The organism is Halomonas pelophila, from assembly GCF_040196315.1.
Lineage (GTDB): Bacteria > Pseudomonadota > Gammaproteobacteria > Pseudomonadales > Halomonadaceae > Halomonas > Halomonas pelophila.
In genome coordinates, this window is sequence record NZ_JBEGCI010000002.1 from 352053 (window position 1) to 364891 (window position 12839).

Sequence of the window (12839 nt, forward strand, 5' to 3'; positions counted from 1 at the left end):
GGGGTGGCGTCACAACAAATGGCGTTGCCCGCCGTCCAAGGCTGCCACGCTGGGAGCCGAGTCGTCTCGACCGGTGGTCGTTGATGGTGCACACAGGAGGCATGCTGATGAAAAACCTGTTCGCGTCGATTCCCGCCTCCCTGGAAGCGGAGCGGTTCGAGGAGCTGGCGGGTGGCAAGGACGTGCGGATCGAGCGCATCGTCTCACGCGGCCACGCTTCGCCAGTATGCGGCTGGTACGACCAGTCGCAGGACGAGTGGGTGGTGGTGCTGCAGGGGCGGGCCGTGCTCGCCTTCGAGCAGGGCGGCGATGTGGCACTCTCGACCGGCGATCACGTCACGATCCCTGCGCACTGCCGGCATCGCGTCAAGTGGACGGACCCGCAGCAGGCAGCCGTGTGGCTGGCGGTGCACTTCTCCGCCTGAAGGACGGCACGAGGCTTGTGAGAGGCCGATTTGTGGGGTGACGGGCGGTAGTCGAGCCGGCGCGGAGGTGCCGGAAAAGAACGGTTGGTCGCTGCCGGCCCGAGGCGTAAGAACGAGTGCGTGATGCCCCTTCGATGCCCATGCTTTCGTCAGCGCTTTTGCCTCCTTTCGGAAGCCGTGTGGTACGAAAAAAATAGTGTGGTTGATCGCGATATCGTGCCCTAGGTTAATAGGGCAAACACGGGAAAGTGAGCGCTCTGGTGTCTTGCACGGCAACAACTGGTGCCTTGCACGACAACAAAAGTGCGGGGAGGTTGTCATGCTAAATATCAAGTCAATCGTTGTCAGTTTCGCATGTCTTGCCTGCGCGGGAGCGGCCCTCGCCCATGAACCGCCCACGGCGGGCTGGAATATTCACATCGACGCGAAACGTCATATCGCCGGTGATCTCGAGGCCGTTGCGCATCACTATTGCAAGGGCGATCTTCCCGGCGGCGTGACGGCATGCCAGCTATATGACAGCGATGAAACGAATGCTCGCTTGATTGGTGTGGAGTTCATCATCGGACCCGATGCCTACGCTGCCTTGCCGGAAGCCGAGCAAGCCCTTTGGCATCATCATAAGGAGGAGATAGAGAGGTTGGATCCCGTTCTGCCCGGCATGACGGAAGAAGAAGCCGCGGAATTCGTGACGGGCATAGAAGAAACCTACGGCAAAATCTTCCTGGTATGGGATAGTCCGAAAGACGAGCTGCCGGTCGGTCAGCCACAGGCGTACGACATCGCAGATAATGCGAAACGCTGAGCGAAGAGCACGAACACAGTCAGGCCAAGCGTGTTGTTGGCCCCCTTCAAGCCCCGCTTGGCGGGGCCTTTCTTTGTTGGGTGATGGCCTGGCTGCTCCATCGGCCCCTGATCAAGCCTCGTCGCCGTCCTTGGGACGATAGGCCTCCACCAGGATCGCCGGGTCATGCTCGGCGTGGCCGCGGCCGGCGTGGGCGCGCATCAGCTGGGCAGCCAGTCCGCTCATCGGCGTGGCGCTGCCGCTGCGCTGGCTCTGGGCCACCGCCAGATCCAGATCCTTGAGCAGGGTGCGCAGGTGCCAGGGCGGGTCGGCGAAGTCGCTCGCCGCCATGCGCGGAGTGAGGATGCGAAACGGCGTCGAGTCGGCGAAGCCGCCGGCCAGCGCCTCGGTGAGCCGGCCGGCCTCGACGCCGCTCGCCTCGGCCAGCGCCACCATTTCGGCGATCACCGCCGCCTGGCAGCCGACGATCATCTGGTTGCACACCTTGGTCACCTGGCCGCTGCCCACCGGGCCCATGTGGGTCACCCGGGCGGAGAGCGGCGCCAGCACGGGACGGACCGCTTCCACGTCTTCGGCCTCGCCGCCGCACATGATCGCGAGGCTCCCCGCCTCGGCGCCGGCGACGCCGCCGGAGACCGGCGCATCCACCCAGCGCATGCGGCATTCGCTGTCGAGCCAGTCGGCGAAGTCACGCGTTGCCGCCGGGTCGCAGCTGGAGAGATCGATCAGGCGCTGGCCGGCGCGGCCGTGCTGGGCCACGCCGCCCTCGCCGAACACCACGTCCTCGACCACGGCGGTATTGGCCAGGCAGAGCAGCACGAGATCCACCTCGGCCATCAGCGCCTCGATGGAGCCCGCCACCCGGGCCCCGGCCGCGGCCACGCCGGCGGTCTTGTCCGGCGAGCGGTTCCAGACGCTGACCTCGAAGCCTGCTTCCAGCAGGCGGCGGGTCATGGGATCGCCCATCAGGCCGATGCCGATGAAGCCGAGTCGTGGTTGGGTCATGTGGGGCGCTCCATTAAGGAGGGGTGGACGATGGGGTCACGTGTCGCTTGTGCCATATGTCTGCATAAACTGCCACAACGTCACCCGACGGCGGAAATCAGATCGGCAGCAGGTCGAACCGCGTCAGCAGCCAGATCACCAGGCTGATGGTCACGAAGGAGGAGAGGGTGCTGATCATCAGGGCGGCGGCGCTGGCGTCGCCCTGACCGAACTGCTGACCAAAGAGCGGGTAGACGCTGATCATGGGGGCGCAGGCGAACAGCAGGGCGCCGGCGACCAGCAGCGGGTCAGGGTGGGGCAGCAGCAGGAAGATGCCCAGCACGGCCAGCGGGTGCAGCAGCAGCTTGCCCACCACCACCTGACCGACATCCATGGCCATGCCGCGCACCTTGATGCCATGGAGCATGCCGCCGATGGTGAAGAGTGCCGCGGGACCCGCCGCATCGGCCAGCATGCTGACGGCCCGGGCCAGCGGGCCCGGCAGCTGCAGCCCGGTCAGAGCGAGGAGGATGCCGATGAATAGCCCAATCAGGATGGGGTTGCGGATCAGGCGAGCAAGGGTCTGGCGTGCCACCTGGCCGACGCCGTTGCCGTGCTGGCGGCTGGCCTCGGCCAGAATCAGCGCCGTGGGGATGATAAACAGTGTCTCCACCACCATGTTGAGCGCCATGAAGATGGCCGCCGGCGGGCCGATCGCCATCAGGGCGACCGGGTAGCCGATGAAGCCGCTGTTGGAGGCCGACATGCCCAGGGCGTGAATGGCGCCGGCATCCAGGTGCTTGCCGCGCAGCCCCACGGAGAGCGCCAGCCCCAGCAGGAAGGCCGCCAGCGACCCCAGCCCGTAGGCGAGCAGGTAGGTCGGGTTGAAGACCTCCGCCAGGGGGTAGTCGGTCAGGGCGCGGATGATCAGCGAGGGCAGCGCCAGGTAGATGACGAAGGTGCCCACGCCCTGCATGTTGTCGCGACTCAGCAGGCCGGTACGAGCCGCGGTGAAGCCGGCGCCGATCAGCAGGAAGATCGGCAGCGTGATCGCCAGTATCTCTAGCACTTCGCCGTCCTTGGGTTGAAGGGGGAATCAGCTGATGCTGGCGCGGATATGTCGGGCCTTGTCCTGCAGCAGAGGCAGGTACTGGCGAATCAGGGTGTCGAAGTCGATACGGGCGGCATTGGTACTGATGTTGATCGCACCGAGCAGCCGGCCGTTGCCATCGAAGGCCGGCACCGCCACCGAGCGTAACCCGGAGTCGAGCTCCTGGTCGGCGATGGCGTAGCCCTGCTGGCGCACCTCGAGGATACAGCGCTTGAGCTCGGCCTTGTCGGTGATGGTCTTGTCGGTATGTGGCTCGAGGACCACCCGCGCCAGGAAGGCGTCGAGCTCGGCCTCGGGCAGCTGGGCCAGCAGCACCCGCCCCATGGAGGTATGGGCCGCCGGCAGGCGCGTGCCTACCGAGAGGGTGATGGCCATCAGCCGGTGGCGCGACGAGGAACGTGCCACATAGGTGACGTCATCGCCGTCCAGCACGCCCAGCGACGAGGACTCGCCACACTCGGTGGTGATGTCCTCGAGAATCTGCTGGATCACGCTGCGGTAGTGGTTGGCAGACAGGAACGCATAGCCGAGGTTCAGCACCCTGGGGGCCAGCTCGAAGTGGCGCTGCTGCTTGCGGACATAGCCCAGGGCATGGAGGGTCAGCAGGAAGCGTCGCGCCCGGGCCCGGTTCATGCCGGTGCGCGCCGCCACCTCGCTGAGCGTCATGCGCGGGTGGGCCTCGTCGAAGGCCAGGATGACCTCGAGGCCACTGGCCAGTGCGGTCACGAAGTCGCGATCGTCGGGTGTCAGGGTCTCGTCTTGCATGGGTACGCCATCCGAGGGTTATTTGCTCTGATTATCGGGTCAAAGTGCCCCAATGTAGCATGTTGTGCGAAATGCGAACACTTGTGCGTAAGGCCCATGGTGAGTCATCGGGCATGTTGCGTTGTCTGGCCATTTGCGGACCTCGCCCATCCATTCGTTGTCCGTCTATCCCATGAACCCGTCGCGACCGGCCCCCATTCCGTCCAGTACTGGAAGAGGTGGCGGCGCACAGGCATGAAAAGCACTCGAAAGGGCCAGAGACTCGTTTTCATGCTTTGGTTGTGGTCGAACCTCCACTGCCGTGTGCCATTTCCTGGCCGAAGCGCCAGTAATCGACTGAAGAATCGAAAGTTACGCGGAGCGACCGCACGGGGAGGCCTTGCCTCCCTTTTTAATTGTGCTCCCGCCAGGATTTGACGCGCGAATACGACGGGCGTAAATTGTTCGCGATACAAACTCATGTTCACATGACGAACAAAAGGGGCCGGTCGGCCACTGGGCCGCTGGATTCCCGAGCGCAACAGCAAGAGGCAAACCATCATGGCCGAGTTCCTGAGCCTGCATGACGCGGTCGCGCGCTACGTCGAGGACGGCGCCACCGTGGCCATGGAAGGCTTTACCCATCTGATTCCCTTCGCCGCGGGTCACGAGGTGATCCGCCAGGGCAAGCGGGACCTGACCCTGATCCGCATGACCCCCGACCTGATTTACGATCAGCTGATCGGCGCGGGCTGCGCGAAGAAGGTCATCTTCTCCTGGGGCGGCAACCCCGGCGTGGGCTCCCTGCACCGCCTGCGCGACGCCGTGGAGAAGGGCTGGCCGCGCCAGATCGAGATCCTCGAGCACAGCCACGCCGCCATGGCCTGCGCCTTCGAGGCCGGGGCCGCCGGCCTGCCGCTGGCCGTGCTGCGCGGCTATGTCGGCAGCGAGCTGCCCAACGTCAACGACCAGATCAAGTTCATCGACTGCCCCTTCACCGGCGAGCGCCTGGCCGCGGTGCCGGCGGTGCGACCCGATGTCTCCATCGTCCACGCCCAGAAGGCGGACCGAAAGGGCAACGTGCTGGTGGAAGGCATCGTCGGCGTGCAGAAGGAGGCCGTGCTGGCGGCGACGCAGAGCATCGTCACCGTTGAGGAAATCGTCGACGACCTGACCGCCGAGCCGGACTACCACCCCAACGCCTGCATCATCCCGGGCTGGGCCATCGATGCCATCGCCGTGGCCGAGAAGGGCGCGCTGCCCTCCTATGCCCATGGCTACTACCCGCGCGACAACCGCTTCTACAAGGAGTGGGATGCCATCGCCCGGGATCGCGACGCCTTCACGGCCTGGATCGAAGAGAATGTCATGAACGCAGGGGGGAACGACTGATGAGCACCGAATACACGTCTTCGGAGATGATGACCGTCACCGCCGCCCGGGCACTCGAAAACGGCATGACCTGCTTCGTCGGCATCGGCCTGCCCTCCGAGGCCGCCAACCTGGCGCGCCTGACCCACGCCCCCGACGTGGTGCTGATCTACGAGTCCGGCACCCTGCAGACCAAGCCAGACGTGCTGCCGCTCTCCATCGGCGACGGCGAGCTCGCCGAGTCGGCCCTGACCACCGTCGCGGTGCCGGAGATGTTCCGCTACTGGCTGCAGGGCGGCAAGATCAGCGTGGGTTTCCTGGGCACCGCCCAGATCGACCGCTACGCCAACCTCAACACCACCCTGATCGGTGACTACCAGTCGCCCAAGGTGCGCCTGCCGGGCGGCGGAGGTGCGCCGGAGATCGCCACCAACGCCGGCGAGGTCTTCATCACCCTGAAGCACTCCAAGCGCGCCTTCGTGAAGGATGTGGACTTCGTCACCACCCTGGGCTTCGGCCGCGACGGCAAGGGCCGCGACGGCGTACCGAACATCGGCAAGGGGCCCACTCGCGTCATCACTGACCTCTGCGTGATGAAGCCCGACCCGGAGACCAGGGAGCTCATCGTGGTCTCCCTGCACCCGGGGGTGAGTCGCGAGGACGTGATCGAGGCCACTGGCTGGGAGATCCGCTTCGCTGGCGAGCTCGAGAGCACCCCGGAGCCCTCCGCTCACGAGCTCGAGATCCTGCGCGAGCTGAAGGCCCACACCGAACGCCAGCACGCCGGCGAATAACAGGAGACCCTCCATGAGCGATGTATTCCTCTGTCATCCGCGGCGCAGTGCCGTGGGCCGCTTCGGCGGCACGCTGGCAAGCGTCAGGCCCGACGATCTAGCCGCTAGCATCTTCAAGGCGGTGCTGGCCGAGGCCCCGGGGCTCGACTCGGCGGCCATCGATGATGTCTTCATGGGCTGCGCCAACCAGGCCGGCGAGGACAACCGCAGCGTGGCGCGCATGTCCGCGCTGCTCGCCGGCCTGCCGATCTCCGTGCCCGGCACCACCTTGAACCGGCTGTGCGGCTCTGGCATGGACGCGGTGGGCACCGCCTTCCGCGCCATCAAGGCCGGCGAGATGGAGCTGGCCCTGGCCGGCGGCGTGGAGTCCATGTCCCGGGCCCCCTACGTGATGGGCAAGGCCGACGGCGCCTTCTCCCGCGGCCAACAGATCGAGGACACCACCATCGGCTGGCGCTTCATCAACCCGCTGATGAAGCAGGCCTACGGCGTGGATTCCATGCCCGAGACCGCCGAGAACGTGGCCGAGCAGTTCAAGATCGCCCGCGAGGACCAGGACGCCTTCGCCCTGCGCTCCCAGCAGAAGGCCGCGGCCGCGCAGCAGGCCGGTCGCTTCGCCCTCGAGATCACCGCCATCGAGATCCCGCGGCGCAAGCAGGCGCCGCTGATCTTCGATCAGGACGAGCACCTGCGCGAGACCTCCCTTGCGAATCTGGCGAGCCTGTCCACGCCCTTCCGTGAGGGCGGCAGCGTCACCGCCGGCAATGCCTCCGGGGTCAACGACGGCGCCGCCGCCATGCTGGTGGCCAGCGCCGCCGCGGTGGAGCAGCATGGCCTCACGCCCATGGCGAAGATCCTCGGCATGGCCACCGCCGGCGTAGAGCCACGCATCATGGGCTATGGCCCGGTGCCCGCGGTCAAAAAGCTGCTCGAACGCACCGGCGTGTCGCTCGACGAGATCGACGTCATCGAGCTCAATGAAGCCTTCGCCGCCCAGGCGCTGGCCTGTATGCGCGATCTGGGCATCAAAGACGATGACCCGCGGGTCAACCCCAACGGTGGCGCCATCGCGCTTGGCCACCCGCTGGGCATGTCCGGTGCGCGTTTGTTGTTGACCGCGGCTCACGAGCTCAAGAAGAGCGGCAAGCGCTACGCCCTGTGCACCATGTGCGTGGGCGTGGGGCAGGGCATCGCCACCCTGATCGAGCGGGCATAGAGGAGAGAGATCATGGCATTTATGAACATCCAGGGCCGCAGCGTGGCCTATCGACTGCTCGGCGCCGAGGCCAACCCCCTGGTGATCCTCGCCCATCCCCTGGGCATGAGCCAGGCGGTGTGGGATGACCTGCTGCCGGCGCTGCTGCCGCGCTATCGCGTGTTGACCTGGGACCTGCCCGGTCACGGCGCCAGCCAGGCCTGGGGCGAGGGGCCGATCACCCCGGCCGACCTGGCGGGCGAGGTCCTGGCCCTGGCCGATCACGCCGGTGCCGAGCGCTTCCATTTCGCCGGGACCTCCATCGGCGGCGTGGTGGGCCAGCAGCTGATTAGCCAGCACGGCGAGCGGCTGCTCTCCGCCACCCTGACCAATACCGGGGCGGTGATCGGCAATGCCGAGCTATGGAATACCCGTGCCGGCCGCGTGCGCCAAGAGGGCCTGGCGGCGATGTCCGAGGAGATCGTGCCGCGCTGGTTCGCCCCGGCCTGCTTCGAGGCCGAGCCGGCGCTCAAGGCGGGCTGGTGCACCCAGATGGGCCGCGGCGACGACGAGTCCTATGCGCGGCTCTGCGAGATGCTGGGGCGCGACGTCTTCACCGGCAAGCTGTCCGGGAAGGGCGTGAAGGTGCAGCTGCTCGGTGGCAGCGAGGACATGGCGACCCCGCCGGCCACGCTCGAGGCCCTGGCGGGCGAGTGTGACGGTGCGCCTCTAGAGGTCCTGGAAGGCGTGGGTCACGTGCCGTCCGTGGAAGTTCCGGGCCTCTTTGCGGAGCGGCTGCTGACCGTTCTTCGGCAGGGCTAAGTGGCGCTATATCCCTGTCCGTCATGGCAGGCATCTTCTGATAAACCATGCCGGCCAACCACTGGCATGACGAGAGAACCTTATGTCTAATCCCTGCATCATCTGTGTCGCCATCACCGGCAGCGTTGGCCGCAAGGAAAACAACCCTGCCATCCCCGTGACTATCGAAGAGCAGATCGAGAGCACCCAGGCGGCCTTCGAGGCCGGGGCCACCATCGCCCACTGCCATGTGCGCAACGATGACCAGACGCCCACCTCCGATCCGGACAAGTTCGGAAGGCTGCTGGAGGGCCTCCGGACGCACTGCCCGGGCATGATCATCCAGCTCTCCACCGGCGGTCGCTCCGGGGCGGGAGAAGCGCGCGGCGGCATGCTACCGCTCAAGCCCGACATGGCGAGCCTCTCGGTGGGCTCCAACAACTTCCCCAATCGCGTCTACGAGAATCCCCCCCAGCTGGTGGAGTGGCTCGCCGACGAGATGCTCAAGTACGACATCAAGCCCGAGATCGAGGGCTTCGACCTGTCGCACATCCACCAGGCGGTCAGCCTGTCCAAGCAGGGCAAGCTCAAGGCACCGCTCTACGTGCAGTTCGTGATGGGCGTCAAGAACGCCATGCCGGCGGACAAGCCGACCTTCGACTTCTATATCGAAACCCTGAACCGGCTCGCGCCGGACGCCCAGTGGTGCGGCGCCGGCATCGGGCCCAATCAGTTTGTGCTCAACGAGTGGTCCATTGCTGCGGGCGGCCATACCCGCACGGGGCTCGAGGACAACGTGCGCATCGACCGCGACACCCTGGCGCCGTCGAATGCCGCCCTGGTCGAGCGCACCGTGGCGCTGTGCGAGAAGTACGAGCGGCCGGTGGCCACCTGGCAACAGGCCCGCAGGATCCTCGATCTGCCCGTGTGATGGAGCATCATCCGCAGCGTTCGCCGTGACGGGAGGGTGGCCCGCTCCCTTCGCCGATTAGGCCACCCACCAGTGGAACATCCCCGAGGTCTTGCCGAGCACGGTGGCGGCGATATGGGTGTCGCTCGGCCGCTCCGCCAGGCCGTAGCAGACATGCAGCGGCAGCAGGTGCTCCTCCCGAGGGTGGCAGAATCGGGCGTGCGGGGCGCGCTCCCAGTGGGTCAGGCGCTCGGCGCGCTCCGCCTCCTCGATCCGTCCGTCGCAGCAGGTCTCCTCCAGCCATGCCTCGAAGGCCAGATTGTGCGCTCGGATCTCGGGGGTGTCGGGGGCAAAGAACGCCGATATGTTGTGGAAGGAGAAGCCGGAGCCGATCACCAGCAGGTCGTCGACGTCCAGCGCCTGCAGCGCCTTGCCGATGGCCAGGTGCGTGGCGGCATCCAGGCTGTCGACCAGGGAGAGCTGCACGCAGGGAATGTCCGCCGCCGGATACATCAGCTTGAGCGGGACGAACACGCCGTGGTCGAAGCCGCGCCGGTCGTCGAGTCGGGCGGGGAGGCCGGCCTGCTCCAGCGCCCGGTGGACCTGCGCCGCCAGCGCCGGCTCGCCGGGACAGGGGTAGGCGATCTCGTAGGCCTCGGGCGGAAAGCCGTGGTAGTCGTAGATCAATTCCGGCCTGGCGCCCGAGGTGATCGTCGGCACCGGCGCCTCCCAGTGGGCGCTGATGACCAGGATGGCGGAGGGCCTGGGGAGCCGGCCCGCGATCTCGCCGAGCCGCGTCACGAGCTCACGGTGGCCGGGGTCCCCGAGCAGTGGCATCGGGCCGCCGCCATGGGAGAGGAACAGGACGTCGGTCGGGGTGCTCATGGCGGTTGCTCCTGGGGTCACGTCAGATCTCGCCGGGGCCTGCCGGCACGATCCCGGTGGGGTTCAGCGCCTTGATGGAGTAATACCCCGCCTGGATATGGTCAAGGTTCACGGTCTCGGCGATACCGTCCAGGGCCAGGATCCGGTGCATGTAGGCGTGGAGGTTCGGCATGGCGCGCAGGGTGTTGCGGTTGCACTTGAAGAGCCCGTGGTAGGCGGCATCGAAGCGCACCAGGGTCACGAACAGGCGCAGGTCGGTTTCCGTCAGGCGTTCGCCGAACAGGTAGGGCCGCCCATCGGCCAGCCGGGCTTCCATCTCGTCCAAGGCGGCAAACACCTTGCCGTAGGCCTCCTCGTAGGCCTGCTGGCTGGAGGCGAAACCGGCCTGATACACGCCGTTGTTCAGGTCCGTGTAGAGGTAGGCGTTCAGGGCATCGATCTCGGCGGCCAGGTCGGCCGGATAGAGATCCGGTCCCTGGTCCTTGATGCCGGCGAAGGCGCCGTTGAGCATGCGCACGATATCGGCGGACTCGTTGTTGACGATGGTGCCGGTCCGCGTGTCCCACAGCACCGGCACCGTGGCGCGACCGGAGGCCCGCGGGTCGGCGCTGGTGTAGAGCTCATGCAGGTAGCGCGCGCCGTGGAGCCTATCCTCGTCGGCCCCGGGGTAGCCGCCGAACCGCCAGCCCTGATCGGTCAGCCGGGGATTGACGACCGTGACGTCGATGACGTCCTTCAGTCCCTTCAGCGCGCGCACCATCAGCGCCCGTGAGGCCCAGGGGCAGATGTAGGCGACGTAGAGCCGATAGCGCCCCGCCTCGGCCTTGAAGCCCCCCTCGCCGTTGGGGCCCGGCGCGCCGTCGGGGGTGATCCAGTGGCGAAATGGCGAGGTCTGGCGAATGAAGCGCCCCTGCTCGTCCTTCGCCTGCACCGGCTGCCAGTTCTCCTGCCAGACACCGTTGACCAGCATGATCGCATTCTCCTGTGGAAGGGCGCGCCCGGAAGGGGCGCGCCGGTCGGTCGGGTCGGCATTACTGGCCGGAGGTGGCGCCCTGGCCCTCGGCGGCCTTCTCCAGCGGGTCGAGCAGCAGGGAATCCAGCGCGAGGCGCCCGCCGCCCTGGATCGCCAGGGCCGTCGTGGCGGCGAACAGGGTCAGGGCAAACTCGTAGCCGTTGTTGGCCATGAACAGGCCGTTGCCGATATGCACGGCGAAGATGGCCACCAGCATCGTGAAGGCCGATACCAGCGCCGCCGGGCGGGTCAGCAGGCCCAGCACCAGCGCCAGCCCGCCGAAGAACTCGGCGCTGCCGGCCAGCAGCGCCATCAGGGTGCCCGGGGCGAGCCCTATGCTCGCCAGCCACTGCCCGGTGCCCTCCAGGCCGTAGCCGCCGAACCAGCCAAACAGCTTCTGTGCGCCGTGGGCGGCCAGGATCAGCCCGACCGGGACGCGCAGGACCAGGGCGGCCATGCCGCCGCGGGAGTGGAGCAGGGTCTTCACGAGTTGGTTATTCATGATGGTTACCTCGACTTTTTCTTGGGGGGAGGGTGGCCCGAGGGCGCTCCCCCCAGGTGATGACGCCACTCTACTATCACCAAAAAGAAAGAATAGGGCGGCAGGTGTTGCCTTATAATCAATGATATGTTGATAATTTGGCTTGCCGCGTTGCCAGGAGTCCCCGATAGACCGTATCGATGCCATGCGCGTTTTTATCAGCGTGGTGAGTGAGGGCAATTTCACCCGTGCCGCCGAGCGCCTGGCGATGTCGCCGCAGCTGGTCAGCAAGTACGTGGCCCAGCTCGAGGCGCACCTGGGGGTGCGTCTGCTCAACCGCACCACCCGCAAGCTCCACCTGACCGAAGCGGGCGCGCGCTATCTTCCGCGGGCCCAGCAGCTTCTGGCCGATCTCGACGACATGGAGCAGCAGCTCGGCGACCTGCAGACCCAGGCCCGGGGCCTGCTGCGGATCAGCGCGCCGGTCTCCTTCGCGACCCGCCACCTGGCGCCGCTGCTCGGCGACTTCCAGCGCGCCCATCCCGGCGTCGACATCGACCTGCAGCTGAATGACCGCAAGGTCGACATCGTCGAGGAGGGCTTCGATATCGCGCTGCGCATCGGCCACCTGAAGAGCTCCTCGCTGATCGCCAAGCGGATCGCGCCGGTGCGCCTGGTGATGTGCGCGTCGCCCGCCTACCTGGCACAACTCGGCACCCCCGGGCACCCGGAGGAGCTCAAGGCGCATCGCTACCTGTGCTACAGCTACGCCGAGCAGGAGGCCGGCGACTCGCTCTTTCGCTGGTTGCCGGGCCGTGATCCGGCTCGGGGCGGCGACCTGGTCAGCAACAACGGCGACGTGCTGGTCGAGTCGGCCATCGCCGGCGCCGGCATCGCCCTGCAGCCCACCTTCATCGCGGGGCCCGCCATCCAGGCCGGCAGGCTGCGGGTCGTGCTGCCAGACCACGAGCCCAGGCCGATGTCGCTCTACGCCGTCTACGCTCACCGCCAGCTTCTGGCGAGCAAGGTGCGCTGTTTCGTCGACTTCATGGAGGGCTATTTCGGCGATCCCCCCTACTGGGACCGGTTCGACTGACGCGGCAGAGCGCTTCCCTACAACGAAACACCCCGGGCCCCGCCAGCAGCAGGACCCGGGGTGGGGCGTTCAGCCTCGCGTCGGGTTATTCGCGTCCTTTACTCACGGTACTCGTCGATGCTCGGGCAGGAGCAGATCAGCTGCCGGTCGCCGAAGACGTTATCGACCCGGTTGACCGCCGGCCAGTACTTGGCCGCCTTGACGGCCTCTGACGGGAAGGCACCG

General features: G+C 66.8%; 14 protein-coding genes. 8 read left to right on the forward strand and 6 right to left on the reverse strand.

The window, feature by feature from the left end; translation table 11 throughout:
• Positions 1 to 107 precede the first annotated feature (107 nt).
• Positions 108 to 425 (forward strand): cupin domain-containing protein, encoded by a 318-nt coding sequence (locus tag ABE957_RS03410; RefSeq protein ID WP_349757268.1) that lies wholly within the window; start codon positions 108 to 110, stop codon positions 423 to 425.
• A 319-nt stretch (positions 426 to 744) separates the two neighbouring features.
• The gene (locus ABE957_RS03415; protein ID WP_349757269.1) at positions 745 to 1230 is read left to right on the forward strand and encodes a DUF1264 domain-containing protein; all 486 of its coding nucleotides are present in this window, start codon (positions 745 to 747) and stop codon (positions 1228 to 1230) included.
• 111 nt (positions 1231 to 1341) lie between these two features.
• On the opposite strand, the gene ABE957_RS03420 is transcribed toward ABE957_RS03415, so the two are convergent.
• From ABE957_RS03420 to ABE957_RS03430, 3 genes are all read right to left on the reverse strand, one after another.
• Entirely contained in the window at positions 1342 to 2235 is an 894-nt protein-coding gene (locus tag ABE957_RS03420) for an NAD(P)-dependent oxidoreductase (RefSeq protein WP_349757270.1), read from the reverse strand.
• 97 nt (positions 2236 to 2332) lie between these two features.
• Positions 2333 to 3283 carry an AEC family transporter gene (locus tag ABE957_RS03425; RefSeq protein ID WP_349757271.1) on the reverse strand — a complete coding sequence of 317 codons (951 nt, stop codon included), beginning with the start codon at positions 3281 to 3283 and terminating at the stop codon, positions 2333 to 2335.
• A gap of 27 nt (positions 3284 to 3310) precedes the next feature.
• Positions 3311 to 4090 carry an IclR family transcriptional regulator domain-containing protein gene (locus tag ABE957_RS03430; RefSeq protein WP_349757272.1) on the reverse strand — a complete coding sequence of 260 codons (780 nt, stop codon included), beginning with the start codon at positions 4088 to 4090 and terminating at the stop codon, positions 3311 to 3313.
• Positions 4091 to 4630: 540 nt separating this feature from the next.
• Here ABE957_RS03430 and ABE957_RS03435 point away from each other — a divergent pair.
• From ABE957_RS03435 to ABE957_RS03455, 5 genes are all read left to right on the forward strand, one after another.
• Positions 4631 to 5461: a CoA transferase subunit A gene (locus ABE957_RS03435; RefSeq protein ID WP_349757273.1), complete on the forward strand. Its 831-nt coding sequence runs from the start codon at positions 4631 to 4633 to the stop codon at positions 5459 to 5461.
• Entirely contained in the window at positions 5461 to 6234 is a 774-nt protein-coding gene (locus ABE957_RS03440) for a CoA-transferase subunit beta (protein WP_349757274.1), read from the forward strand. The genes ABE957_RS03435 and ABE957_RS03440 overlap by 1 nt, the downstream gene beginning before the upstream one ends.
• Positions 6235 to 6247: 13 nt before the next feature.
• On the forward strand, positions 6248 to 7450 hold the full coding sequence (gene pcaF, locus ABE957_RS03445) for a 3-oxoadipyl-CoA thiolase (RefSeq protein WP_349757275.1): 1203 nt from the start codon (positions 6248 to 6250) through the stop codon (positions 7448 to 7450).
• Positions 7451 to 7462: 12 nt separating this feature from the next.
• On the forward strand, positions 7463 to 8251 hold the full coding sequence (locus ABE957_RS03450; protein ID WP_349757276.1) for an alpha/beta fold hydrolase: 789 nt from the start codon (positions 7463 to 7465) through the stop codon (positions 8249 to 8251).
• 82 nt (positions 8252 to 8333) lie between these two features.
• On the forward strand, positions 8334 to 9161 hold the full coding sequence (locus ABE957_RS03455) for a 3-oxoadipate:acetyl-CoA acetyltransferase (RefSeq protein ID WP_349757277.1): 828 nt from the start codon (positions 8334 to 8336) through the stop codon (positions 9159 to 9161).
• A gap of 57 nt (positions 9162 to 9218) precedes the next feature.
• Here ABE957_RS03455 and ABE957_RS03460 read toward each other — a convergent pair whose 3' ends face one another.
• The 3 genes from ABE957_RS03460 to ABE957_RS03470 form a co-directional block, all read right to left on the reverse strand.
• The gene (locus ABE957_RS03460) at positions 9219 to 10025 is read right to left on the reverse strand and encodes a DODA-type extradiol aromatic ring-opening family dioxygenase (protein WP_349757278.1); all 807 of its coding nucleotides are present in this window, start codon (positions 10023 to 10025) and stop codon (positions 9219 to 9221) included.
• Between the two features lie 22 nt (positions 10026 to 10047).
• Positions 10048 to 10995, reverse strand: a complete 948-nt coding sequence (locus ABE957_RS03465; RefSeq protein ID WP_349757279.1) for a glutathione S-transferase family protein — start codon at positions 10993 to 10995, stop codon at positions 10048 to 10050.
• Positions 10996 to 11056: 61 nt separating this feature from the next.
• On the reverse strand, positions 11057 to 11539 hold the full coding sequence (locus tag ABE957_RS03470; RefSeq protein WP_349757280.1) for a DoxX family protein: 483 nt from the start codon (positions 11537 to 11539) through the stop codon (positions 11057 to 11059).
• 184 nt (positions 11540 to 11723) lie between these two features.
• Here ABE957_RS03470 and ABE957_RS03475 point away from each other — a divergent pair, with 184 nt between their 5' ends.
• On the forward strand, positions 11724 to 12614 hold the full coding sequence (locus ABE957_RS03475) for a LysR family transcriptional regulator (RefSeq protein ID WP_349757281.1): 891 nt from the start codon (positions 11724 to 11726) through the stop codon (positions 12612 to 12614).
• Positions 12615 to 12839: the final 225 nt, after the last annotated feature.